The 22,355-nt window shown below is 70.7% G+C and carries 22 protein-coding genes and 1 pseudogene; 12 read left to right on the top strand and 11 right to left on the bottom strand.

From position 1 onward, the window contains the following. Window positions 1–97: 97 nt before the first annotated feature. The 7 genes from DRV96_RS09550 (at window position 98) to DRV96_RS09520 (ending at window position 5,726) form a co-directional block, all read left to right on the top strand. Entirely contained in the window at window positions 98–1,327 is a 1,230-nt protein-coding gene (locus DRV96_RS09550; RefSeq protein ID WP_119290307.1) for an MFS transporter, read from the top strand. A gap of 53 nt (window positions 1,328–1,380) precedes the next feature. Continuing rightward, window positions 1,381–1,665: a hypothetical protein gene (locus tag DRV96_RS09545; protein WP_119290305.1), complete on the top strand. Its 285-nt coding sequence runs from the start codon at window positions 1,381–1,383 to the stop codon at window positions 1,663–1,665. Window positions 1,666–1,707: 42 nt separating this feature from the next. Next, the gene (locus tag DRV96_RS09540) at window positions 1,708–1,977 is read left to right on the top strand and encodes a hypothetical protein (RefSeq protein ID WP_119290303.1); all 270 of its coding nucleotides are present in this window, start codon (window positions 1,708–1,710) and stop codon (window positions 1,975–1,977) included. A gap of 16 nt (window positions 1,978–1,993) precedes the next feature. Continuing rightward, on the top strand, window positions 1,994–2,611 hold the full coding sequence (locus DRV96_RS09535) for a class I SAM-dependent methyltransferase (protein WP_119290301.1): 618 nt from the start codon (window positions 1,994–1,996) through the stop codon (window positions 2,609–2,611). Window positions 2,612–2,639: 28 nt separating this feature from the next. Beyond that, the gene (locus DRV96_RS09530) at window positions 2,640–3,920 is read left to right on the top strand and encodes a M16 family metallopeptidase (protein ID WP_119290299.1); all 1,281 of its coding nucleotides are present in this window, start codon (window positions 2,640–2,642) and stop codon (window positions 3,918–3,920) included. Next, window positions 3,917–5,158: an MFS transporter gene (locus DRV96_RS09525; protein WP_119290298.1), complete on the top strand. Its 1,242-nt coding sequence runs from the start codon at window positions 3,917–3,919 to the stop codon at window positions 5,156–5,158. Before DRV96_RS09530 ends, DRV96_RS09525 begins: the two co-directional genes overlap by 4 nt. 70 nt (window positions 5,159–5,228) lie before the next feature. After that, on the top strand, window positions 5,229–5,726 hold the full coding sequence (locus DRV96_RS09520) for a TIGR00645 family protein (RefSeq protein ID WP_119290296.1): 498 nt from the start codon (window positions 5,229–5,231) through the stop codon (window positions 5,724–5,726). Window positions 5,727–5,750: 24 nt separating this feature from the next. On the opposite strand, the gene DRV96_RS09515 is transcribed toward DRV96_RS09520, so the two are convergent. The 8 genes and pseudogenes from DRV96_RS09515 to DRV96_RS09480 form a co-directional block, all read right to left on the bottom strand. Then, on the bottom strand, window positions 5,751–6,209 hold the full coding sequence (locus DRV96_RS09515) for a hypothetical protein (RefSeq protein ID WP_119290294.1): 459 nt from the start codon (window positions 6,207–6,209) through the stop codon (window positions 5,751–5,753). Window positions 6,210–6,759: 550 nt separating this feature from the next. After that, the gene (locus DRV96_RS09510) at window positions 6,760–8,031 is read right to left on the bottom strand and encodes a TRAP transporter large permease (RefSeq protein WP_119290292.1); all 1,272 of its coding nucleotides are present in this window, start codon (window positions 8,029–8,031) and stop codon (window positions 6,760–6,762) included. After that, window positions 8,028–8,540, bottom strand: a complete 513-nt coding sequence (locus tag DRV96_RS09505) for a TRAP transporter small permease (protein ID WP_119290290.1) — start codon at window positions 8,538–8,540, stop codon at window positions 8,028–8,030. The genes DRV96_RS09510 and DRV96_RS09505 overlap by 4 nt, the downstream gene beginning before the upstream one ends. 36 nt (window positions 8,541–8,576) lie before the next feature. Further along, the gene (locus DRV96_RS09500; RefSeq protein WP_119290288.1) at window positions 8,577–9,563 is read right to left on the bottom strand and encodes a TRAP transporter substrate-binding protein; all 987 of its coding nucleotides are present in this window, start codon (window positions 9,561–9,563) and stop codon (window positions 8,577–8,579) included. Between the two features lie 65 nt (window positions 9,564–9,628). Continuing rightward, window positions 9,629–10,000, bottom strand: a pseudogene (locus DRV96_RS09495) (glutathione S-transferase N-terminal domain-containing protein); the annotation flags it as partial. Continuing rightward, window positions 9,997–11,139 carry a cupin domain-containing protein gene (locus DRV96_RS09490; protein WP_119290284.1) on the bottom strand — a complete coding sequence of 381 codons (1,143 nt, stop codon included), beginning with the start codon at window positions 11,137–11,139 and terminating at the stop codon, window positions 9,997–9,999. The gene DRV96_RS09490 and the pseudogene DRV96_RS09495, both read right to left, overlap by 4 nt. Window positions 11,140–11,162: 23 nt before the next feature. After that, window positions 11,163–11,870: a fumarylacetoacetate hydrolase family protein gene (locus DRV96_RS09485; RefSeq protein WP_119290282.1), complete on the bottom strand. Its 708-nt coding sequence runs from the start codon at window positions 11,868–11,870 to the stop codon at window positions 11,163–11,165. Window positions 11,871–11,908: 38 nt separating this feature from the next. After that, on the bottom strand, window positions 11,909–13,111 hold the full coding sequence (locus DRV96_RS09480) for a 3-hydroxybenzoate 6-monooxygenase (RefSeq protein WP_119290280.1): 1,203 nt from the start codon (window positions 13,109–13,111) through the stop codon (window positions 11,909–11,911). Between the two features lie 103 nt (window positions 13,112–13,214). Here DRV96_RS09480 and DRV96_RS09475 point away from each other — a divergent pair, with 103 nt between their 5' ends. Further along, window positions 13,215–13,688 carry a MarR family winged helix-turn-helix transcriptional regulator gene (locus DRV96_RS09475; protein ID WP_119290277.1) on the top strand — a complete coding sequence of 158 codons (474 nt, stop codon included), beginning with the start codon at window positions 13,215–13,217 and terminating at the stop codon, window positions 13,686–13,688. Window positions 13,689–13,747: 59 nt separating this feature from the next. On the opposite strand, the gene gyrB is transcribed toward DRV96_RS09475, so the two are convergent. From gyrB to dnaA, 3 genes are all read right to left on the bottom strand, one after another. Continuing rightward, window positions 13,748–16,252, bottom strand: a complete 2,505-nt coding sequence (gene gyrB, locus DRV96_RS09470; RefSeq protein ID WP_210757009.1) for a DNA topoisomerase (ATP-hydrolyzing) subunit B — start codon at window positions 16,250–16,252, stop codon at window positions 13,748–13,750. A gap of 117 nt (window positions 16,253–16,369) precedes the next feature. Then, the gene (gene dnaN / locus DRV96_RS09465; RefSeq protein WP_119290272.1) at window positions 16,370–17,500 is read right to left on the bottom strand and encodes a DNA polymerase III subunit beta; all 1,131 of its coding nucleotides are present in this window, start codon (window positions 17,498–17,500) and stop codon (window positions 16,370–16,372) included. 219 nt (window positions 17,501–17,719) lie between these two features. Next, window positions 17,720–19,114, bottom strand: a complete 1,395-nt coding sequence (gene dnaA, locus DRV96_RS09460) for a chromosomal replication initiator protein DnaA (protein ID WP_210757008.1) — start codon at window positions 19,112–19,114, stop codon at window positions 17,720–17,722. A gap of 438 nt (window positions 19,115–19,552) precedes the next feature. Between dnaA and rpmH the strand changes: the two genes are divergently transcribed. Genes rpmH through yidC form a run of 4 tightly spaced genes read left to right on the top strand, consistent with a single transcriptional unit; the run spans window position 19,553 to window position 22,162 of the window. Next, window positions 19,553–19,687, top strand: a complete 135-nt coding sequence (rpmH, locus tag DRV96_RS09455; protein ID WP_119290270.1) for a 50S ribosomal protein L34 — start codon at window positions 19,553–19,555, stop codon at window positions 19,685–19,687. Window positions 19,688–19,704: 17 nt separating this feature from the next. Further along, the gene (locus DRV96_RS09450) at window positions 19,705–20,160 is read left to right on the top strand and encodes a ribonuclease P protein component (protein ID WP_119290268.1); all 456 of its coding nucleotides are present in this window, start codon (window positions 19,705–19,707) and stop codon (window positions 20,158–20,160) included. Between the two features lie 17 nt (window positions 20,161–20,177). Further along, the gene (gene yidD, locus DRV96_RS09445) at window positions 20,178–20,462 is read left to right on the top strand and encodes a membrane protein insertion efficiency factor YidD (protein ID WP_119290265.1); all 285 of its coding nucleotides are present in this window, start codon (window positions 20,178–20,180) and stop codon (window positions 20,460–20,462) included. After that, window positions 20,459–22,162 (top strand): membrane protein insertase YidC, encoded by a 1,704-nt coding sequence (gene yidC, locus DRV96_RS09440; protein WP_119290262.1) that lies wholly within the window; start codon window positions 20,459–20,461, stop codon window positions 22,160–22,162. The genes yidD and yidC overlap by 4 nt, the downstream gene beginning before the upstream one ends. Window positions 22,163–22,355: the final 193 nt, after the last annotated feature.

Below are 22,355 nucleotides of genomic sequence, written 5' to 3'. Positions count from 1 at the left end.
ACGGCTGTGCCGAGCCAGCGTACGGGATCGCCCCGGCAGGCACAAGCTCGGGCTTTGACGGGGCGCAAGCCGGCGCCGGCACGGCGACACTGGCGCGATGTCCGCCGCCGCACCCGCCGCCGAGCCCGCACGCCCCGAGACCGTCGTCGCGCCGCGCCGCGTGCTGCCCGCGCTCGTCGTCGCGCAGTTGCTCGGCACCGCGCCGTGGTTCGCCGTCAACGCCGTGATGCCCGAGCTGCAGCGCGAGCTCGGCTGGTCGACCGCGGCGGTCGGCACGCTGACGTCGGCGTACCAGCTCGGCTTCATCGCCGGCACGCTCGTCTTCGCGCTGCTCGCCGTGGCCGACCGCCACTCGGCACGGCGCGTGTTCCTGCTGTGTTCGCTGGCCAGCGCCGCGTGCACCGTCGGCGCGTGGGCCGTCGTGCGCGACTTCGACGCGCTGCTCGTGCTGCGGCTGGCCAGCGGCTTCTTCCTCGCCGGCATCTACCCGGTGGGCATGAAGCTCGCAGCGCAGTGGTTCCCGCTCGGGCTGGGCAATGCGCTCGGGCTGCTGATCGGCGCACTGATCGTCGGCTCGGCGAGCGCGCACGCGCTGCGCGGGCTCGGCGCCGCGCTGCCGTGGCCGAGCGTGATGCTCGGCGTCGCGGCACTGGCCGCCACGGGCGGCGTGCTGCTGTGGCGGCTGCTGCCCGAGCCGCCGGCCACGAACGCGGCGCCGGCGCGGCCCGCGCACTTCGACTGGGGCGCGCTCGCGACGCTGTGGACCGACCGCAAGGTGCGCGCGTCGGTGTTCGGCTACTTCGGCCACATGTGGGAGCTGTACACGATGTGGGTGCTGATGCCGCTGGTGCTCGCGACGCGGCTCGACGGCGCCGCGCTGTCGTTCGCGGCGTTCGGCGTGCTCGGCGTGGCCGGCGCCCTCGGCTGTGTCGTCGGCGGGCTGCTCGCCAGGCGCATCGGCAGCGCGCCGGTCGCCGCGGCGTGGCTGGCCACCAGCGGCGTGTGCTGCCTGCTCACGCCGTGGCTGATCGACGCGCCGGCCGCGCTGTTCGCGCTGTGGCTCGTGGTCTGGGGCTTCGCCGTCACCGGCGACTCGCCGCAGTTCAGCGCACTGACGGCCAGCAACGCGCCGCGCCACGCGATGGGCAGCGTGCTGATGCTGACCAACTGCATCGGCTTCGCGATCTCGATCGTCAGCATCGAGCTGCACGTGCGGCTCGCGTCGCACGCGCCGCTGGCCACGGTGCTGCCGTGGCTCGCGGTCGGCCCGCTGGTCGGGCTGTGGATGCTGCGCGGGCTGCGCGGCGCCGGCGCGGCCGCACGCTGAGCGAGCGACACCTTCGGTGACGCCGTGCGACGGCAGCCCGCGCACAATGGCCCATGCCCAAAGCCGCCGTCTCCGCCATCGTCGCTGCCGCCGTCACGGCGGCCGCCTTCGCCCTCAACCCGTCGGCCGAGCGCCACCGCGCCGAGATCCGTGCCGTCGTCGCCGAGCGCAGCCCGCTGGCCGGCGCGCTCGGTCTCGGTGCGCTGACCGCGTTCACGTCGACCTACCATTCGCTCGGCGTCGCGTCGTACACGACGGTCGACGACCGCACCGTCTCGGTCGGTGCGTTCGGCGTCGTCTACGTGCTCGAGCCGCCGCGCGGCGACCACGCGCGCTGACCGGCCGGCGGCGCGGGTCTGCATTCGGACGAGGAGGTCACCATGTCTGCGCTTGCACGCCTTCGCCTCGCGATCGCCGCCGTCGCCGTGAGCGCGGTCGCTGCCGCCGCCGTCCTCGGCGGGCTGCCCGGCAGCGCGGCGCCGGCCGGTGCGCAGGCGCTCGGCCTCGGCGCGCCGCCGGCGTGCCAGTGCTCGGCGCCGATGCCGGTCGCGAACCTGTCGATCCAGGTCGTGCACTGCCTGTGCGGCGGCACGTCGTGCGTGATCAGCCAGCACGCCGGCGGCGCGCACCAGATGCAGTGCGTCAAGTGACGGTACGCGGCGCGCGATGCGCTGGTACGACGACCACGTCCTGCCGTACCTGATCGACCTGGCCTGCGGGCTGGCGCCGATCCGCCGGCAGCGCCTGCTCGTGATCCCGCGCGCCCGCGGCCGCGTGCTCGAAGTCGGCATCGGCACCGGACTGAACGCGCCGCTGTACGACCGCACGCGCGTGACCTCGGTGGTCGGCGTCGAGCCGGCGCTGCGCATGCACCGGCTTGCGCGGCGGCGCATCGCCGCCGCCGGGCTCGACGTGCAGCTGATGGGGCTGTCGGCCGAGCGGCTGCCGGCGCCCGACGCGAGCTTCGACACCGTCGTCAGCACCTACACGCTGTGCACGATCCCCGACCCGATCGCGGCACTGCGCGAGATGCGCCGCGTGCTCGCCCCCGGCGGGCGGCTGCTGTTCGCCGAGCACGGACGCGCGCCCGACGCGCGCGTGTGGCGCTTCCAGCAGCGTCTCACGCCGCTGTGGCGCTGCGTGGCCGGCGGCTGCCACCTCGACCGCGACATCCCGGCGCTGCTGCGCGATGCAGGCTTTCGCGCCGACGTGCAGTCGCGCTACCTGCCGGGGCCGAAGTTCGTCTCGTATCACTACTGGGGCGAGGCGGTGGCCGACGCGTGAACCGGCGGCGCGCGAGAATCCGCGCCCCATGTCGACGCCCACCGCCGCACCGCCCGCCTGCCTCGTCACCGCGCTGCCCAACGGCGTGCGCGTGGCCGTGCTGCCGCTGCCGCACCTGGCCACCGCGTGCGCGAGCGTGTTCGTGCGCAGCGGCAGCGCGCACGAGCCGCGCGCGCTGGCCGGCATCGGCCACGTGATCGAGCACATGGCGTTCAAGGGCACGACGACGCGCGACGCGCAGCGCATCAACCTCGACGCCGAGCGGCTCGGTGCCGAGGTGCTCGCGCACACCGACAAGGACCACACGGCGTTCCAGATGCGCGGGCTGGCCGAGCACGCGCTCGACTTCGTGCGCATGCTCGGCGACATCGTGCGCCACCCGACTTTCCCGGCCGACGAGCTCGAGCGCGAGCGCCAGGTGCTGCTGCACGAGTTCGCCGAGGTCGAGGACGACCCGATGGACGCCGCGTACCGGCTGTTCGACCACGCCTGCTTCGGGCTGCACCCGGCCGCGCAGCCGGTGATCGGCACGCGCGCACACATCGAGCGGCTCACGCGCGCCGACCTGCTCGGCTTCGTGCAGCGCCAGTACACCGGTGCCAACGTCGTCGTCGGCGTGGCCGGCGCGGTCGACGCCGACGCCGTCGTGCGCGCCGTCGACGCCGCGTTCGGCGACATGGCCGCCGGCACGCCGCACACCGTCGCGCCGCCGGCGTACCGCGGCGACGTGCGCGCGAAGGCGCTCGCGGGCAGCGGTCAGGCGCACGTGCTGATCGGCGGCGCGCTGCCGCCACTGGGCGCCGGCGACGACGCCGGCACGGTGGCCGCCGTGGTGTTCGGCGAGGGGATGAGCTCGCCGCTGCTGCAGCGCGTGCGCGAGCAGCGCCCGCTGGCCTACCACGCGACCTGCGCCGCCGACGTGCTCGACGTCAGCGGCCAGTTCGTCGTCGAGGCCTCGACCTCGGCGGCGCTGCTCGACGACTTCGTGCACGAAGTCGCCGCGCTGCTGCGCCGCCACGCCGAGCGCATCGACGCGGTGGACCTCGACCGCGCGCGCCACCAGCTGCGCGTCAAGCGGCTGCGCGCGCTCGAGGCGCCGCTGCAGCGGCTCGAGGAGGCGGCGCTGGACCTGTTCGCGTTCGGCCGCGTGCGCGAGCTCGACGAGGTGCTCGCGCGCATCGATGCCGTCGACGCCGCGCAGGTGCGCGCGACGTTCGAGCGGCTGCTCGCCGACGGGCTGTCGGCGGTCGCGGTGGGCAGCGTCGGCCGCGCCGCCGGCGAGCGGCTGCGCCGCGCGCTCGCCCGATGACGGCGGCCGCCCCCCGGGACCCGCGCGACGAGGACGCCGCGCTGCGCGCGGCGCTGATCGTGATCGCCGCCGGCGTGGGCGGCGCGCTGCACGTGGGCAAGCTGCCGCCGGCGATCGCCGCGCTGCAGCAGGCGCTCGGGCTGACGCTGGTGCAGGCCGGCTTCCTGCTGTCGCTCGTGCAGTTCGCCGGCATGGCGCTCGGCGTCGCGTTCGGCGTGCTCGCCGACGGGCTGGGCCTGAAGCGCAGCATGGTGCTGGGGCTCGCGGTGCTCGCGCTGGCGAGCGCCGCGGGCGGCGCGGCCGACGGCGTCGCCGCACTGATGGCGCTGCGCGCGATCGAGGGCTTCGGCTTCCTGCTCGTCGCGCTGCCGGCCCCGGGGCTGATCCGCCAGCTGGTGCCGCCGCAGCGCGTGAGCCTGATGCTCGGGCTGTGGGGCGCCTACATGCCGCTGGCCACCGCGCTGGCGCTGCTCGCCGGCCCGCTGGCGATCGCCGCGTTCGGCTGGCGGCCGTGGTGGGGGCTGCTGGCCGCGGTGTCGGCGCTGGCCGCCGTCGTCGTTGCCCGAGCGGTGCCGGCGCCGCCACCCCCGGCCGGCGGCACCGCGCGCGGCGGCACGACCGCGTGGACCGCGCGCCTCGCGCACACGCTGGGCGCGCGCGGGCCGTGGCTCGTGGCGCTCGCGTTCGCGATGTATTCGGGCCAGTGGCTGGCCGTGATCGGCTTCCTGCCGACGATCTACACCGCCGCCGGCGTCGCAGCCGGCGCGACCGGCCTGCTGACCGCGCTGGCGGCCGGCGTCAACACGCTGGGCAACGTCGCCGCCGGCCGGCTGCTGCACCGCGGCGCGCCGCAGCCGCTGCTGCTGGCGGCCGGCTACGTCGCGATGGCGCTCGCGGCGGCGCTGGCCTTCGCCGGGCCGGCCGACGGCGGCGCGCCGCCGTGGCTGCGCTACGTGGCGGTGCTCGCGTTCTCGATGCTCGGCGGCATGATCCCGGCGACGCTGTTCTCGCTCGCGGTGCGGCTCGCGCCGGGCGAGCACACGCTGTCGACGACGGTGGGCTGGGTGCAGCAGTGGTCGTCGTTCGGCCAGTTCGCCGGCCCGCCGCTGGTGGCGTGGGTGGCCAGCCGCGCCGGCGGCTGGCACTGGACCTGGGCCGTCACCGGCGCGTGCTCGCTCGCCGGGCTGGCGCTGGTGGCGGCATTGCGGCGCGAGATCGCCGCCGCGCCGACCCGCTGAGCGCGGCAACGGCGCGCTTGGCTACCATCCGCGCCGCACGAAGACGAAGCGACAACGACGTGAGGGTGGGGTGAAGACGATCGAACTGTTCCTGGAGCGCACGATCCTGGCCGGGCGCTGGCTGCTCGTCATCTTCTACATCGGACTGGGCGTGGCACTCGCGATCTACGCGGTGTCGTTCATCGCCAAGCTCGGCAAGGTGGCGGCCAACGCGCTCGTCTACAGCGACGCCGACATGATCCTCGCGATGCTGGCGCTGATCGACTCGGCGCTGGTGGCCAGCCTGATCGTGATGGTGATGATCGCCAGCTACGAGAACTTCGTCAGCCGCTTCGACGAGGGCGAGAGTGACATCGCGTGGCTCGGCAAGCTCAACGCCGGCAGCCTGAAGATCAAGGTCGCGTCGTCGATCGTCGCGATCTCGTCGATCCAGCTGCTGCAGGTCTTCCTCAACGCCGCGCAGTACGACGACACGAAGATGATGTGGATGACGATCATCCACGTGACCTTCGTCGTCTCGGCGCTGCTGCTGGGCTACCTCGAGCAGGTGATGGCCAAGCTCAAGTGAGGCCGCGCACCGTGGCGCGGCCCCTCAGCGCCCGGTCGGCAGCGCGATGCCCGACGACGGCGACTCGTGCTTCTTGGCCGAGCTCAGCGGCTCGCCCGACGGCGGCCCGAAGATCTCGCCGAGGTTACCGAACAGCGGCTTGCGTGCGGCCGGCGCAGGTGCCGCCGCGGGCGCCGCCGACGGCGCCGTCGCGGCCCGCGTCGTCGAGCCGGCGGGCACCGCCACCGGCGTGCCCCAGCCCGACGTGGGCGCAGCGGCATTGCCCGCTGCACCGGGTGCGCCAGCCGCCGGCGCGGCCGGCGCGGGGGCTGCCGCCGCGGCCGGCTCGGACTTGCGACCGAAGTCGAACAGCGTGATGCCGCCGGTGCCGTGGATCACGTCGGAGCGCGCGTCGTTGAGGGAGCGCGGACGCTCCTGCGCCACGGCCACGCCGGCCGTGGCCAGCGCGAGGCCCGCAACGAGGAGGAGGGACGACGACTTCATGATGGACGTGCTCGCGGTGGGGTGGGAGGAAGCCATACCGGCGACGTCGGATCGGCCGGTGATGCCGGGGCCTCGATGGCCGCACGCCGTCGGCCGCGCGCCGATTATCCGCCCCGGGGGTCAGCGCCGGGTTGGAGGCCCGAACCGCACCCGGGTTCCGCCCGCCGTCGAGGTGCCGGTGGCGCGGCCATAAACCGGCCCTTCGTGCCGGCAATTCGACATCTCACCGTCACACGCGCCGCGCACAATGCGGGCATCGATGGCGACAACCGGCCGCAACACTGGGCGGACCCCGGAACCCGTACCCGGCGCCTGAGATCCCGTCGCGACCTGCGGGTCGTGTCCGGTCGCAGCAAGGGCCACGCGAGTGGCCCTTGGCGTTTGAGGCGATGGGCCCGCCGCATTCGGGCCGTCGCAGGCCCGATCGGAAGCGGTCACCCGGGCCGAGACTGGGGGCACGGACCGGGCGACGCCGCGATCCGGCGCGCCTGCATCGCGGCCCGCCAGGGGCGTCAAGCCGACCCGCCCGTTGGGCTCGCTGTGCGTGCGATCAACCGATCGTGAGCTTCGGCAGCCAGGTCGACAGCGCCGGCACCGCGGCGATCAGCACCAGGCAGGCCAGCACGGCGGCCAGGAAGGGGACGGTCGCCCTGAACAGCGGGCCCATGCGGATGTCGGCCGCGACCATCGCGATGTACAGGCCCGGGCCGACCGGTGGCGTCACCAGGCCGATCACGGTGGCCACCGTGCAGACGACGCCGAAGTGGATCGGGTCGATGCCCAGCCCCGTGACCACCGGCATCAGCAGCGGCACGACGACGATCAGCACGCTGATGCTCTCGAGGAACATGCCCAGCACCAGCAGCACCGCGATGACGAGCAGCAGGAACGCGGTCGGCGACGTCGTCAGCCCCGACATGAACTCGACCAGCCGGTCGGGCACGCCCTGGAACGCGAGCGCCCAGCTCAGCACCGAGGCCGCCGCGATCAGCCCGGTGATCGTCGCCGTGCTCAGCGCCACCGCGAGGAAGATCGGCCCGAGGTCGCGCAGCCGCAGCTCGCGGTACAGGAAACCGAGCACGAGCGCGATGATCGACGCGACCGCGCCCGACTCGGTCGGCGTCATCACGCCGGCCATGATGCCGACGATGACCACCAGCGGAATCAGCGCCGGCGCGAGTCCCTCGACGAGGATGCGGCCCTTGCTGCCCAGCTCGCGGCCGACGCCCGAGGGCAGCCCCCTGACGACGCCGATGACGAAGATCACCAGCGCGAGCGCGACCACGATCAGCAGCCCCGGCACGATGCCGGCGATGAACAGCGGCGCGATCGGCTGCACCGCGACGACGCCGTAGATGATCATCAGCATCGACGGCGGGATGATGGGCCCGAGCAGCCCGGCCGACACGGTGACGGCGCCCGAGAACGCGCGGTCGTAGCCCTTGCGCTCCATCTCGGGGATCATGACCTTGCTCATCACGCCGATCTGCGCGACCGCCGAGCCGAGGATCGACGCGGCCATCGCGTTGGTCACGAGGTTGGCGTAGGCCAGACCCCCCTTGAGGCCGCCGACCAGCACCTCGGCGACGGCGACGAGCCGCTTCGTCAGCCCGGCGCGATTCATGATCTCGCCGACCAGCATGAACAGCGGAATCGCGAGCAGGCCGTTGATCTCGAGCGCGCCGTAGAGCTGGATCGGGATCGAGTCGTACAGCGCCGCCAGGTCGTTCGTCGCGAGGAAAACGATCGCGCCGGCGAGGATGACGCCGAAGATCGGCAGGCCCGCGAACAGCAGGCCGAAGAACACCGCCAGCGTGATCATCCCGACGCTCCACCGGGCTGTCGCAGCCCACCGAGGTGCCGCACGATCGCCGCGACCTGGTGCCACGCCATGCAGGCGAGCCCGACGGGCAGCACCGCATACGTGGTCCAGCGCGGCAGCTGCGTCGTGGCCGAGAGCTCGAGCCGCACGTCGGGCCGCGAGATCCAGCCCCACGCGAGCCAGGCGACGAAGACGACGATGGCCAGCATCACCGCGCCGAGCGCGGCCATCAGCGTGTGGTGCGCGCGCGGCGACAGCGCACGCGGCACGAAGTCGATGCTCACAAGGTCACCGCGGCGTGTCAGCAGCGACAGCCCGAACACGCTGGCGAACACGAGCAGCTGCACCGAGATCTCCTCGGCCCAGAACAGCGGCGCACCGAAGAAGTAGCGCAGCACGACCTGCGCCATCATGATCGCCGTGATGCCGCCGGTCAGCAGCACCACGAGGATCTGCTCGAGCAGGGCCAGTGCGGCGTCGAGGCGCTCGACGAGCGTCGGGGCGGACATCGGCCTCTCCTTCGATGGCAGCGTCGCGCCGCGGGCTCAGGGCCCCTGCACCTGCTTGTAGAAGTCGGCGATCAGCGGGTTCTTCGCGACGTACTTGTCGCGCACCGGCGCCGCCGCGGCCTGGAAGGCCTTGAGGTCGAACGTGACGACCTTCGTGCCGTCGGCCTGCGCTTTCTTCAGGTTGCTCGCTTCGGCGTCGATGGCCGCCTGCACGCCCCACTTCTCGGCGTCGGCGACGACTTTGCGGATCTGCTCGCGCTCGGCGTCGGTGCGCGCGTCCCACCACTTCTTCGACACCGCGATGACGCCCGGGAACGCCATGTGGTTGGTCAGCGTCAGGTTGGGCGCCTGCTGGTAGAACTTCAGGCCGACCAGGGCGTCGAGGTCGATGTCGACGGCGTCGAGCAGCTTGGTCGTCAGCGACGGCGCGACTTCCGACAGCGGCATCGCCGTCGGCGCGGCGCCGTTGGCCAGCCACCAGTCGTTGTAGACCGGGCTCGGGAACGCGCGGATCTTCTTGCCGGCAAGGTCTTTCGGCGTCGTCACGGGGTTCAGCGACAGCACGTGCCGCATGCCGGCGAACGTGTAGCCCAGGCCGACGAGGCCGCTCGCGTCGAGGCGCTTGAGCATTTCGCGCGCGGCCGGCGTGTCGGCGGCGCGTGCGGCGTGCGCGACGTCCTTGAACACGTAGGGCAGCGACCAGCCGAGCAGCGATTCCTCGCGGTTGGCCAGCCCGCCGACCGTGAACACGGCAAACTGCACCGCGCCGGCCTGCATCAGGTTGACGACCTGCGCTTCGTTGCCGAGCTTCTGCAGCGGGCTGACGGCGATCTTCATCTTGCCGCCGCTGGCCTGCTCGAGGTCGGTGGCGATCTTCTCCGACACCTGGTGCCAGACGTGCGTCGGCGGCGTGATGTGCGCGAGCTTGAGCGCCTGCGCGCGCGCGGCCGGGGCAGCGGTGAGGGCGATCGCGGCGATGGTGGCCGCGGCGAGGCCGGGCAGCGTTTTGAGGACGGGGTTCATCGCAGTCTCCTGGGTGAGGTTCGACCGGCGGGCGGCCGGTTTCGGGGTGGGCGGTGCGGCGGTCAGGCCGCGTCGGCACCGAAGTCGTGGCGCAGCGCCTCGAGGATGCGCCGGTTGTTGACCGGGTGGATGTCGCAGCCGACGACGGCGGCCAGCGCCCGCACGCGCTGGCGCGCGTCGGCATCGCGCGGCAGCAAGGGCGGCTCGAGGTACCGCTCGTCGAGCCACTCGAGGATCGCCGGCGACTGCGTCAGCACGCGGCCGTCGACCTCGAGCGCCGGCACCAGCCCTTGCGGATTGAGGGCGCGGTACGCGTCGCTCAGGTGCTCGTCGCGCCGCAGGTCCACGGGCACGGTCTCGTACGCCAGCCCCTTGAGGTTCAGCGCGATGTGCAGGCGGTGCGAGGTGCCGCTGCGGAAGAAGCCGTAGAGCTTCACGCGGGCGCTCCTGCCGCGTCGTCGAGTTGCACGCGGTGCGCGTGCAGCGCTTCGAAGATCGGCGCGTCGCCGAAGCGGAACAGGTCCAGCGCGGTATCGCCGTCGGCCTGCGCGGAGAACGGCACCCAGGACGGCACGACGAACATGTCGCCGCGACCCACCGTCCACGTGTGCTCGCCGACGCGCACCGTGCCGCGGCCGTCGAAGACCTGGTAGACCGACGAGCCCACCTCGCGCCAGGTGCGCGTCGAGGCGCCGGCGCGCAGGCGGTGCATCTCGGTGCGGATCGTCGGCAGCACGTCGCGACCGCTCGTCGGGTTCGTGAAGCGCACCGCCGCGTGGCCAGGGCTCAGCGTTACGGCGTGGCCCTCCTGCTCGAGCGCGAGCTGTTCGGCGAGCGCGCGGTCGGTGTCGACCCAGCGGTAGGCGAGCAGTGGCGTGGCCGGCAGCGCGTCGGGCTGCGAGACCGGGCGCAGGCCCGGGTAGCCCCACACGCGCTCCGAGCGCGAGCGCTCGGGCGTCGTCATCTCGGCGGGCGTGAGCTTCTCGCGGCCGAACTCGAAGAACTGCGACTCGGTGTAGTACGAAAACGGAATGTCGAGCCCGTCGATCCATGCCATCGGCTTCGTTGCGGCGTTGTGGTGCGCGTGCCAGTTCCAGCCGGCCTGCGGCAGGAAGTCGCCGCGCGACATGCGGATCGGGTCGCCACCGACCACGGTCCACACGCCCTCGCCCTCGACGACGAAGCGGAACGCGTGCTGCGTGTGGCGGTGCTCGGGTGCGTCTTCGCCGGGCATCAGGTACTGGATCGCGGCCCACAGCGTCGGCGTCGCGTAGGGCTTGCCGCCCAGCGACGGGTTGGCCAGCGCGATCGCGCGCCGTTCGCCGCCGCGGCCCACCGGCACCAGGTGCCCGGCCTGGTCGGCGAGCGCCACCAGACGGTCCCACCGCCACAGGTGCGCGCTGGCCTTGCTGCGCGGGTGCGGCGGCATCAGGTCGCCGATCTCGGTCCACAGCGGCACGAGCAGCTCCTGCTCGAAGCCGCGGTACAGCTGCTCGAGCGCGGGCGAGGGCTCGGGCTGGCCCGGGCCGGCCTGCATCGTCAGGCGCACGGGCGACAGGGGCGGGTGGGTACTCATCGGCGTGTCTCCTCGCAGCGGTGTCACTCGGCCGCGCCGACGTGCAGCACGATGCGGCCGACGCCCTCGACGCTGCCGTCGATGCGGTCGCCGGCCACGATTGGGCCGAGGCCTTCGGGTGTGCCGGTGTAGATCACGTCACCCGGCTGCAGGTGGTAGTACGTCGACAGGTCGGCGATCAGCTCGCGGATGTTCCAGATCAGCTTGTCGACGTTCGAGCGCTGGCGCGGCTGGCCATTGACGGTGAGCACGATCTCGCCGCGATCGACGACGACGCCGGGCATCGGCACGATCTCGGAGATCACCGAGCCCTGCTCGATGTCCTTGCCCAGGTCCCAAGGCCGGCCCTTTTCGCGCGCGGCAAGCTGCAGGTCGCGCCGCGTCATGTCGAGGCCGCACGCGTAGCCGTAGATCAGCGCGTGTGCATCGGCCTCGGCCACGCGGAACCCGGGCTTGCCGATCACGACCACCAGTTCCGTTTCGTACTGGTAGTCCCTCGTGCGCGGCGGGTACGGCACGGTGGCGCCCGACTCGACGAGCGTGCACGGCGACTTCGTGAAGTAGAACGGCACTTCCTTCGACTTGTCGACCGGGCGGCCCATCTCGACCGCGTGCGCGTGGTAGTTGCGCCCGACGAAGAACAGGCGGTTGACGGGGGCGCGCTCGGCGCAGCCGCGCACGGGCACCGAGGGCACGGCGGGCGGGGTCCAGAGGTAGGCGGTGGCGGTCACGGGGATCCTCGAGGGGGGTGGGGTGGGCAGCGGCGCGCTCAGGACGCGGCGAGGCAGTTGTCGACTTTCCAGCCGTACAGCCACTCCAGCGCGTCGTAGAAGCGCTCGGGTGTGCGGCCCTGCCACAGGGAGTTGCGCACCAGGCGCTCGACGCCCTTGGCGTGATAGAGACGGCCCATCTCGCGCGAGCTGAGCACGATGCGCGCGGTGCGTGCGACACGCGAGCGCTGGTACAGGTCGAGCGCTCGAGTCCAGTCGTTGTCGTGCACACGCAGCGCCTCGCCGAGCGTGACCGCGTCTTCGAGCGCCATGCAGGCGCCTTGCGCCATGTATTGCGTCGTCGGATGCGCGGCGTCGCCCAGCAGCGTTACGCGGCCGTAGGTCCACTGGCCGATCGGCTCGCGGTCGGCAGTGGCCCAGCGCTTCCAGCTCTTGGGCAGGTCGATGAGTTGCCGCGCCTTCGGGCAGATGCCCTGGAGGTAGCTCTGCACTTCCTCCTTGCTGCCCTCGCGCACGCCCCATTCCTCGCGCTCGCGCGAGTGGAACGTGACGACGACGTTGTACTGCTCGCCGCCGCGCAGCGGGTAGTGCACGAGGTGGCAGTTGGGGCCGGCCCAAAGGCTGGCGGCATTCCACTGCAGGTCGACCGGGAAGTCCTTCTTGTCGACGACGGCGCGGTAGACGACGTGGCCGGTCACGCGCGCCGGGTCGCCGACGTACTGCTGGCGCACGACCGACTTGACGCCGTCGGCGCCGATCAGCGCGATGCCGCGGTGCGCACGCCCCTGCTGGTCGAACACGGTGACGCCGCTGTCGTCCTGCTCGACGCGCTCGACGCGCGTGGAGGTCAGGAACTCGACGCGGCCGGTCTCCTGCGCGCCTTCGAGCAGGCTCAGGTGCACGTCGACGCGGTGGATCACGGCGTACGGGTTGCCGAAGCGCGCGCGGAACGCCTCGCCCGTGGGAATGCGGCCGATCAGGGTTTCGTCGATCGCGTCGTGCATCACCATGCAGTCGGTGTAGACGGCGCGGCCGCGCGCCTTCTCGCCGACGCCGAGCGCGTCGAAGGCCGAGAACGCGTTCGGCCCGAGCTGGATGCCCGCGCCGATCTCGCCGATTTCGGGCGCCTGTTCGAGCACCTTGACGTCGAAGCCGCGACGCACGAGGGCCAGCGCCGCAGCGAGGCCGCCGATGCCACCGCCGGCGACGATCACGGGACGATGCGAGGACGAAGGGTTCATCGCGGTCTCCTGTCTTATGTACACTGATGATGTGTGTACTGACGATTAGTGTAGGAATAAAATGAAATCCATTGCATCAGGGTTAACCCCCGATCCACCGATCATGCCTCGTGCCGACCCCCCGGTTGTCGACCTCGGCGAGTTGCCGGGCCACTTCATTCGCCGCCTGCACCAGATCGCGGTGGCGATCTTTCTGCAGGAAACCGAGGCAGCCGGCGTGACGCCGGTGCAGTACGCGGCGCTGCAGGCGATCGCCAACCAGCCGGGCGTCGACCAGCGCACGCTGGCGCGTTCGATCGGGCTGGACACCTCGACGCTGGCCGGCGTCATCGATCGCCTCGAGGCGCGCGGGCTGGTGCAGCGCAATGCCTCGCCTGACGATCGGCGCGTGCGGCTGCTGACCCCGACCGCCGAGGGACTCGAACTGCTGGCGCAGATCGTGCCGGCGATGCACCGGGCGCAGGCCCGCATCCTCGAGCCGCTGCCACCGGCGCAGCGACGCGAGTTCATGCGCATGCTGCGCACGCTCGTGACCGCGAACAACGAGCTCAGCCGCGCGCCCAGCGAAGCAGGCTGACGGCGCGCGGTGGCGTCGCACCCCGCCGACGGCGCCGGTCGAGGCCGAACGCTATATCGTCAGACGTCGATGTTCGCCGCCCGCAGCGCGTTGGTTTCGATGAAGTCGCGGCGCGGCTCGACGTCGTCGCCCATCAGCATCGTGAAGACGCGGTCGGCCTCGATAGCGTCGTCGATCTGCACCTTCAGCAGCCGCCGCACGGCCGGGTCCATCGTCGTTTCCCACAGCTGTTCGGGGTTCATCTCACCGAGGCCTTTGTAGCGCTGGCGCGAGACGCTGGCTTCGGCCTGCTGCATCAGCCACGCCATCGCGGCGCGGAAGTCGGCCACCTGCTGTTCCTTGCGCCGCTCGCCCTCGCCGCGGCGCACGACGGCACCCGGCCCGAGCAGGCCCTTGAAGGTGAGGCCCGCCTGGCTCAGCGCCTCGTAGTCGGCGCCGTGCACGAAGTCGGCGGTGATGACGCTGGCCTTCACGTTGCCGTGGTGGCGGCGGCTGATGCGCAGCTGGTGCTTGTCGACGCGCGCGTCGAACTCGGCGGCCACGTCGGCGTCGTGCAATGCGGCCTTCAGCGCGGCGGCGCTGGCCTCGGCGTCGGCGGCGGTGTCGAGGTTGAGCACCAGCCCGTCGGCGATCGCGCGCAGCGCCTCGACGTCCATCCACGCCGCGAGGCGGCCGATGACGTTGTTGGCGACCACGTAGCGGCGCGCGAGCTCCTCGAGCGCCGAGCCGGTGATGGCCGGGCGGCCGTCGCCGGGGTCGACCTCGGCGCCGTCGAGCGCCACCTGCAGCAGGTACGCGTCGAGCTCGTGGCCGTCCTTCAGGTACTGCTCGTGCTTGCCGTGCTTGACCTTGTACAGCGGCGGCTGCGCGATGTAGATGTGGCCACGCTCGACGAGCTCGGGCATCTGGCGATAGAAGAACGTCAGCAGCAGCGTGCGGATGTGCGCGCCGTCGACGTCGGCGTCGGTCATGATGATGATGCGGTGGTAGCGCAGCTTGTCGGGGTTGAAGTCGTCGCCACCCATGCCCTTGCCGATGCCGGTGCCCAGTGCGGTGATCAGCGTCAGGATCTCGTTGCTCGTCAGCAGCTTCTCGTAGCGCGCCTTCTCGACGTTGAGGATCTTGCCGCGCAGCGGCAGGATCGCCTGAAACTTGCGATCGCGCCCCTGCTTGGCACTGCCGCCGGCCGAGTCACCCTCGACGATGTAAATCTCGCTGAGCGCCGGGTTCTTCTCCTGGCAGTCGGCGAGCTTGCCGGGCAGGCCGAGCCCGTCGAGCACGCCCTTGCGCCGCGTCATCTCGCGCGCCTTGCGCGCCGCCTCGCGCGCCTTCGCCGCCTCGACGATCTTGCCGCAGACGATCTTCGCGTCGGTCGGGTTCTCGAGCAGCCAGTCGGTGAGCTTGGACGCGACGATGTCCTCGACCGGGCCGCGCACCTCGGAGCTGACGAGCTTGTCCTTGGTCTGGCTCGAGAACTTCGGCTCGGGCACCTTGACGCTGATGACGCACGCCAGCCCCTCGCGCATGTCGTCGCCGCTGATCTCGACCTTGGCCTTCTTCGCGAGCTCGTGGTCGTCGATGTACTTGTTGATCACGCGCGTCATCGCCGCGCGCAGCCCCGTCAGGTGCGTGCCGCCGTCGCGCTGCGGGATGTTGTTGGTGAAGCAAAGGACCGACTCGCTGTAGCCGTCGTTCCACTGCATCGCGACCTCGACGCCGATCGTCGTGCCCTGTTCGCTGACCTTCTCGCCCACCGCGTGGAAGATGTTCGGGTGCAGCGTCTTCTTGCCCTGGTTGATGAACTCGACGAAGCCCTTGACGCCGCCGGCGTAGGCGAAGTTGTCCTCCTTCTGCGTGCGTTCGTCGACGAGGCGGATGCGCACGCCGTTGTTGAGGAACGAGAGCTCGCGCAGCCGCTTGGCGAGGATGTCGTAGTGGAAGTCGGCGTTCTGCTGGAAGATCTCGTCGTCGGGCAGGAAGTGCACCTCGGTGCCGCGCTTCTCGGTCTCGCCGATGACTTTCATCGGGCTGACGGCCACGCCGTCGCGCATCTCGATGACGCGGTCCTGCGGCACGCCCTTGCGGAACTCCATGAAGTGGACCTTGCCGTCCCGGCGCACGGTCAGCCGCAACCACTTCGACAGCGCGTTAACGCAGCTGACGCCCACGCCGTGCAGCCCGCCCGAGACTTTGTAGCTGTTCTGGTTGAATTTGCCACCGGCGTGCAGTTCGGTCAGCGCGATCTCGGCCGCCGAGCGCTTGGGCTCGTGCTTGTCGTCCATCTTGATGCCGGTCGGGATGCCGCGGCCGTTGTCGATGACGCTGATGCTGTTGTCGCTGTGGATCGTGACGATGATGTCGTCGCAGTGGCCCGCGAGCGCCTCGTCGATCGAGTTGTCGACGACCTCGAAGACGAGGTGGTGCAGCCCGGTGCCGTCGGAGGTGTCGCCGATGTACATGCCGGGACGCTTGCGCACCGCTTCCAGCCCCTCGAGGATCTGGATGCTGTTCTCGCCGTAGCCGGTGTCGGCGGGTTTCGGGTCAGGACTCTGGGGGTCGGTCATCGGGGGCATTCGAGGCCGCGCAGCGGCCGGGGGTCTGTCTGACGGGCACCCCCGCTCGGCGGGGGGCAGGGGGTGCGGTGGGTTCCGTGCAACGGATCTGAAGCGCCTTGAAGCGCTTCAGATCCGCATCGGCATCACGACGTACTTGAACCCGGACTGGCCGGGCACGGTGATCAGCGCACTGGCGTTGGCGTCCTGCAGCTCGATCTTGACCATCTCGGCGTCGATGTTGGCCAGCGCGTCGATCAGGTACGTGACGTTGAAGCCGATCTCGATCGCGTCGCCGGCGTAGTCGATCTCGAGTTCTTCCTTCGCTTCTTCCTGCTCGGCATTGCTCGACGCGATGCGCAGCAACCCGGGCTCGAAGTTCAGGCGCACGCCCTTGAACTTCTCGCTCGTGAGGATCGCCGCGCGCTGCAGCGCGGCGAGCAGCGGCTCGCGGCCGAGCGTGACGGCGTTCTTGTGGTTCTTCGGGATCACGCGGTTGTAGTCGGGGAACTTGCCCTCTACCAGCTTGGTGACGAACTCCATGCCCGAGAAGCGGAACTTGGCCTGGTTGCTCGCGAAGCGCATCTCGATCGGTGCGACCTCGGCACCGACCTCGTCCTTCTTGTCGTCCTTGAGCAGCCGCTGCAGCTCGAGCACCGTCTTGCGCGGCAGGATGACTTCCTGCTTCGGAATCTCGGCATCGAGCGTGGCCTGCGCAAGCGCGAGGCGGTGGCCGTCGGTGGCGACCAGCGTCAGCGTCTTGCCCTCGGCGACGAACAGGATGCCGTTGAGGTAGTAGCGGATGTCGTGCACTGCCATCGCGAAGTGCACCTGGTTGATGAGCCCGCGCAGCACGGCCTGCGGCACCGAGAACGCCGGGCCGAACTCGGCCGACTCGTTGACGAGCGGGAAGTCCTCGGCCGGCAGCGTCTGCAGCGTGAAGCGGCTCTTGCCGCCTTGCAGCGTCAGCTTGTTCGCGCTCGACGACAGCGTCACCGTCTGGTCGGGCGGCAGCGAGCGCAGGATGTCGATCAGCTTGCGCGCCCCCACCGTCGTCGCGAACGTCCCGTCGTCGCCGCCGAGCTCGGCGCGCGTGCGCACCTGGATCTCGAGGTCGCTCGTCGTCAGCTCGATCGTCGGGCCGTTCTTGCGCAGCAGCACGTTGGCCAGGATCGGCAGCGTGTGGCGGCGCTCGACGATGCCGGCCACCGACTGCAGCGCGCCCAGCAGTTGTTCTTGTGCTGCTTTCAAGACGATCATGTCTTCCTCTTGGACTGGTGGTTCTGGTAGAGCCGCGCCGGATCTGTGGAGAACGTGATTTTCGCCTTTTCCGACAAGGGCTTGGCGTGCGCTGAACGGTGTGGGGCGAGTCGGTATCGGGCGCGCGACGAACGACGACAACTTCGCTGTTCGGCGCGGGGCTGTGGATGAGGGCGGGCTTGTTCGGAAGTTGTCCCCAGCGTCGCCGGCGGCCCGGGTTCAGCCCTTGAGCGTCTGCTCGAGCACGTGCAGCTGCTGGTTGAGCTCGCCGTTCTTCTGTCGCTCCCCGCCGATCTTGCGCACCGCGTGCAGCACCGTGGTGTGGTCGCGCCCGCCGAACAGCTCGCCGATCTCGGGCAGGCTCTTCTGTGTCATCTCCTTGGCCAGGTACATCGCGATCTGGCGCGGCCGCGCGATCGAGGCCGGGCGCTTCTTGCTGTACATGTCGGCGACCTTGATCTTGTAGAAGTCGGCCACCGTCTTCTGGATGTTCTCGACCGAGACCTGGCGGTTCTGGATCGACAGCAGGTCCTTCAGCGCCTCGCGTGCGAGGCCGATGTTGATCTCCTTCTGGCTGAAGCGGCTGTAGGCGAGCACCTTGCGCAGCGCGCCTTCGAGCTCGCGCACGTTCGCGCGCACGTTTTTCGCGATGAAGAACGCGACGTCCTCGGGCATCTCGGTGCCCTCGGCCTGCGACTTCTTGATCAGGATCGCCACACGCATCTCGAGCTCGGGCGGCTCGATCGCGACCGTCAGCCCGGCGTCGAAGCGGCTGGTGAGCCGCTCGTCGATGTCGACCAGTCCCTTCGGGTAGGTGTCGCTGGTCATGATGATGTGCGCACGCTTGGCCAGCAGCGCCTCGAAGGCGTTGAAGAACTCCTCCTGCGTGCGCTCCTTGCCGGCGAAGAACTGCACGTCGTCGATCAGCAGCAGGTCGAGTGCGTGGTACTTCGCCTTCAGTTCGTCGAAGGTCTTGCGCTGGTAGTTCTTGACGACGTCGCTGATGAACTGCTCGGCGTGCAGGTACAGCACGCGCGCGCTCGGCCGGTCCTTCAGCAGCGCGTTGCCCACGGCGTGGATCAGGTGCGTCTTGCCCAGGCCGACGCCGCCGTAGATGAACAGGGGGTTGTACATCTGCCCCGGCGCGCCGGCCACGTGCAGCGCGGCGGTGCGCGCCATCTGGTTCGCGCGGCCGGCCACCAGCGTGTCGAAGGTCAGCGCCGGGTTCAGGCGGTGCGGTGGCAGCGCCGGCACGCTGATCGCCGCGGCGGTAGGTGCCTGCAGCGCGGCGCTGGCCAGCGTCGGTGGCGACGCGGGTGCCGCCACGGCGGGCGCGGCGGCCGGGCTGCGCGCGGCCAGGTTCAGCTCGAGGCGCACCGGCTTGCCGGCGAGCTCGCTCAACAGCCCCTCGATGCGCGCGCCGTACTGCGAACGGATCCAGTCGAGCTTGAAGCGGTTGGGCACGCTCAGCCTGACGGTGGCGGTGTCGCCGTGGTCGGCGACGTCGGCCGGCGGCAGCGGACGAATCCAGGTGTTGAACTGCTGTTCGGGCAGTTCGGCGGCCAGACGGTCGCAACCGCGCTGCCACAGGTCGGCGTGACGGGGGATTTCCAAGCGGCCCTCTTGTCGATCGGGTGGGGTTCGTTCTTGTGGAGAACGCGCGATGTGCAGCAGCGCATTCTATGCCGGCCAGGGTGCCGAAGCCGTGGTTATCCACAGCGCTGCAATCCGCGTCAAGGCCCTCCGAAGCCGCATGCCGTCGTGCAAGTCGTTGACCGATAACGGGGTTTTTGCTGTAATGCGCAGTTTCCCGAAGTCGAGTGCGGCGCCGCGTCGTGTGCGAGCCGCGTGTCCTCGGGCGGCGCCCCGGGGCGGCTTCGCGGTTGCGCATCACGCCGGCATCACGACCGGATGCGGGCCGAGGCGGTCGCAGCGTGTGCCGCTATCGAAGTCCATGGGCGGTGGCCGTCGAACCGGCAATGACTGTCTTGTCTCGACTGCCGTGGCCCTGCGCAGGCGCTGGACGAACCGATTTGCAGCGAAGGAAGCATCATGAAACGCACCTATCAGCCCTCGAAGACCCGCCGCGCACGCACGCACGGCTTTCTCGTGCGCATGAAGACGCGTGGTGGCCGCAAGGTCCTCAACGCCCGCCGCGCCAAGGGCCGCAAACGTCTGGCCGTCTGAGTGCCGCGGCGCGCCGCATGCCCGGCCGCGTCGTCCACAGCGTCGATTTCCAGCGCGTGCTCGCGACGGCTCCGAAAGCGCGAAGTGCTCACTTCGCTGCTCATCACGTGGCCGATGAGCCGTCGCGCGCGCGAGGGCGGCCGCCAACCGTCTCTGCGGAAAAGTTGTCCACAAAGACCGACCGCGACGCTGCCGAACCTGTGGACAAGTTTCGGCCGGGCCAGTGGCTCGGTCTCGTCGTGCCGAGACGCTTCGCGCGTCGCGCCGTGACGCGGCAACTGCTCAAGCGTCAGATGCGTGCGGCGCTGCAGCGGCACGCGGCGGCGCTGCCGGGCGGGTTGTGGGTGTTGCGCCTGCGCAGCGGCTTCGATTCGCAGCGGTACCCGTCGGCGGCATCGACGGCATTGCGTCAGGCGGTGCGCGGCGAACTCGACGCGCTGCTCGTGGCCGCAGCCGCAGCCACGCGGCGCTGAACGCGAGGCGGTTCGCGATGTCACCGCGCCACTGGCCCCGCCAGCTGCTGATCGGCCTCGTGCGGGCCTATCGGCTGCTGCTCAGCCCCTGGCTGGGCAGCGCGTGCCGTTTCTACCCGACGTGCTCGGCCTATTCGCTCGAGGCGCTCGAGCGCCACGGCGCGCTCGTGGGCAGCTACCTGACCGTTGCGCGCGTGCTGCGTTGCCACCCATGGTGTGACGGCGGCTGCGACCCGGTGCCCGAGTCACCCCCGCGCCTGTTCGGCTTCCTGGCTTCCGATCCGAACCGAAAGATCCCATGACGGATATCCGCCGTACCCTGCTGTGGGTCGTGTTCACGATGTCGCTCGTCCTGCTGTGGGACGCGTGGAACAAGCACACCGGTCAGCCTTCGATCTTCGGCGGCGCGCCGCCGAAGCCCGCCGCGACGGCGCCTGCCGAAGGCATGGTGCCCAACGGGGTGCCGGCGCCCGCGTCGTCGGCCTCGCTGCCGGCGCCGGCGGCTGCGACCGGCACCGGCGCAGCGTCGCCTGCGGCGGCTGCCAGCGCTGCAACGCCCGCAGCGGCTAGCGAGCAGGTGACGCTGACCACCGACTTGCTGCGGGCGACCTTCGACAGCCGTGGCGGCGACCTCGTGCGCGTCGAACTGCTGCAGCAGCGCGACCAGAAGGACCGCAGCCGCCACGTCGTGCTGTTCGACCGCAGCGCCGAGCGGCTGTACCTCGCGCAGACCGGGCTGATCAGTGCACGCGCCGGCGCCGCGCTGCCCAACCACCTGACATTGATGAGCGTCGCACCCGGCGAGCGTGAACTCGCCGCCGGCCGCGACACGCTCGAACTGCGCTTCGATTCGCCCGACGTCGGCGGCAGCAAGCTCGTCAAGACCTACACGCTGCGGCGCGGCGAGTACACGATCGACGTGCGCCACGAGGTCGTCAACACCTCGACCGACGCGACGATCGACCCGCAGCTGTACCTGCAGCTCGTGCGCGACGGCAACCCGCCGCCGGGCGAGTCGTCTTTCTACTTCACGTTCACCGGGCCCGCCGTCTACACCGACGCGGGCAAGTTCCAGAAGATCGACTTCAAGGACATCGCCAAGGGCAGTGCCAAGCACGACCGCAGCGCCGACAACGGCTGGATCGCGATGGTGCAGCACTACTTCGCGTCGGCGTGGCTGGTGCCGCAGGGCCAGACGCGCGAGTTCCGCAGCGCCAAGATCGGCGACAACCTGTACTCGATCGCGATGGTGCTGCCCCTCGGCGAGCTCGCGCCCGGTGCGAGCAAGGTCCATGAAGCGACGCTGTTCGTCGGCCCGCAGGAGGAACGCAGGCTCGCGGCGCTGGCGCCGGGGCTCGACCTCGTCAAGGACTACGGCTGGTTCACGATCCTGGCCAAGCCGCTGTTCTGGCTGCTGTACGAGCTGCACGCGCTGATCGGCAACTGGGGTTGGGCCATCGTCGCGCTCGTCGTGCTGCTGAAGATCGCGTTCTACTGGCTCAACGCCAGCGCCTATCGCAGCATGGCCAAGATGAAGGCCATCGGACCGCGCATGATGGAGATGCGCGAGCGCCTGAAGGACAAGCCGCAGCTGCTGCAGCAGGAGATGATGAAGCTGTACCGCGAGGAGAAGGTCAATCCGCTCGGCGGCTGCCTGCCGATCCTGGTGCAGATGCCGTTCTTCATCGCGCTGTACTGGGTGCTGCTGTCCAGCGTCGAGATGCGCAACGCGCCGTGGATCGGCTGGATCACCGACCTGTCGTCGATCGACCCGTACTTCATCCTGCCGCTGCTGATGACGGCGTCGACCCTGTTCCAGACCTGGCTGAACCCGACGCCACCGGACCCGGTGCAGGCCAAGCTGATGTGGATCATGCCGCTGGTGTTCAGCATCATGTTCTTCTTCTTCCCGGCCGGTCTTGTGCTGTACTGGCTGACCAACAACGTCCTGTCGATCGCGCAGCAGTGGTGGATCAACCGGCAGCTCGGCGTGACGAAGTGAGCGCCTGATCGGCGCATGCGGCGAAGCCCCGCCGGTGCCGCCGCGGGGCTTCGCGCTTTGTGATGCCCGCAAAGCCGCGCGACGCCGTGGCGTAGTGCGCGCGCGGTGCGGTTCCCCGCGGCCGCGGGGTGTAATCCGGCGCGGCGATGCCGACAATGGCTTTGCGGGGCAGACCCGGACCGAGACCGCCTCG

The sequence above is a fragment of the Azohydromonas sediminis genome (assembly GCF_003574675.1).
GTDB lineage: Bacteria > Pseudomonadota > Gammaproteobacteria > Burkholderiales > Burkholderiaceae_C > Calidifontimicrobium > Calidifontimicrobium sediminis.
The sequence above is the reverse complement of the archived record's forward strand: the minus strand, read 5'-3'. Positions and strand labels throughout refer to the sequence as shown.

Excerpts from the sequence above, each read along its gene's own strand:
- DRV96_RS09550 (WP_119290307.1), top strand. The coding sequence starts at position 98 with ATGTCCGCCGCCGCACCCGCCGCCGAGCCCGCACGCCCCGAGACCGTC.
- DRV96_RS09545 (WP_119290305.1), top strand. The coding sequence starts at position 1,381 with ATGCCCAAAGCCGCCGTCTCCGCCATCGTCGCTGCCGCCGTCACGGCG.
- DRV96_RS09540 (WP_119290303.1), top strand. The coding sequence starts at position 1,708 with ATGTCTGCGCTTGCACGCCTTCGCCTCGCGATCGCCGCCGTCGCCGTG.
- DRV96_RS09535 (WP_119290301.1), top strand. The coding sequence starts at position 1,994 with ATGCGCTGGTACGACGACCACGTCCTGCCGTACCTGATCGACCTGGCC.
- DRV96_RS09530 (WP_119290299.1), top strand. The coding sequence starts at position 2,640 with ATGTCGACGCCCACCGCCGCACCGCCCGCCTGCCTCGTCACCGCGCTG.
- DRV96_RS09525 (WP_119290298.1), top strand. The coding sequence starts at position 3,917 with ATGACGGCGGCCGCCCCCCGGGACCCGCGCGACGAGGACGCCGCGCTG.
- DRV96_RS09515 (WP_119290294.1), bottom strand. The coding sequence starts at position 6,209 with ATGAAGTCGTCGTCCCTCCTCCTCGTTGCGGGCCTCGCGCTGGCCACG.
- DRV96_RS09510 (WP_119290292.1), bottom strand. The coding sequence starts at position 8,031 with ATGATCACGCTGGCGGTGTTCTTCGGCCTGCTGTTCGCGGGCCTGCCG.
- DRV96_RS09505 (WP_119290290.1), bottom strand. The coding sequence starts at position 8,540 with ATGTCCGCCCCGACGCTCGTCGAGCGCCTCGACGCCGCACTGGCCCTG.
- DRV96_RS09500 (WP_119290288.1), bottom strand. The coding sequence starts at position 9,563 with ATGAACCCCGTCCTCAAAACGCTGCCCGGCCTCGCCGCGGCCACCATC.
- DRV96_RS09490 (WP_119290284.1), bottom strand. The coding sequence starts at position 11,139 with ATGAGTACCCACCCGCCCCTGTCGCCCGTGCGCCTGACGATGCAGGCC.
- DRV96_RS09480 (WP_119290280.1), bottom strand. The coding sequence starts at position 13,111 with ATGAACCCTTCGTCCTCGCATCGTCCCGTGATCGTCGCCGGCGGTGGC.
- DRV96_RS09475 (WP_119290277.1), top strand. The coding sequence starts at position 13,215 with ATGCCTCGTGCCGACCCCCCGGTTGTCGACCTCGGCGAGTTGCCGGGC.
- gyrB (WP_210757009.1), bottom strand. The coding sequence starts at position 16,252 with ATGACCGACCCCCAGAGTCCTGACCCGAAACCCGCCGACACCGGCTAC.
- dnaN (WP_119290272.1), bottom strand. The coding sequence starts at position 17,500 with ATGATCGTCTTGAAAGCAGCACAAGAACAACTGCTGGGCGCGCTGCAG.
- rpmH (WP_119290270.1), top strand. The coding sequence starts at position 19,553 with ATGAAACGCACCTATCAGCCCTCGAAGACCCGCCGCGCACGCACGCAC.
- DRV96_RS09450 (WP_119290268.1), top strand. The coding sequence starts at position 19,705 with ATGCCCGGCCGCGTCGTCCACAGCGTCGATTTCCAGCGCGTGCTCGCG.
- yidD (WP_119290265.1), top strand. The coding sequence starts at position 20,178 with ATGTCACCGCGCCACTGGCCCCGCCAGCTGCTGATCGGCCTCGTGCGG.
- yidC (WP_119290262.1), top strand. The coding sequence starts at position 20,459 with ATGACGGATATCCGCCGTACCCTGCTGTGGGTCGTGTTCACGATGTCG.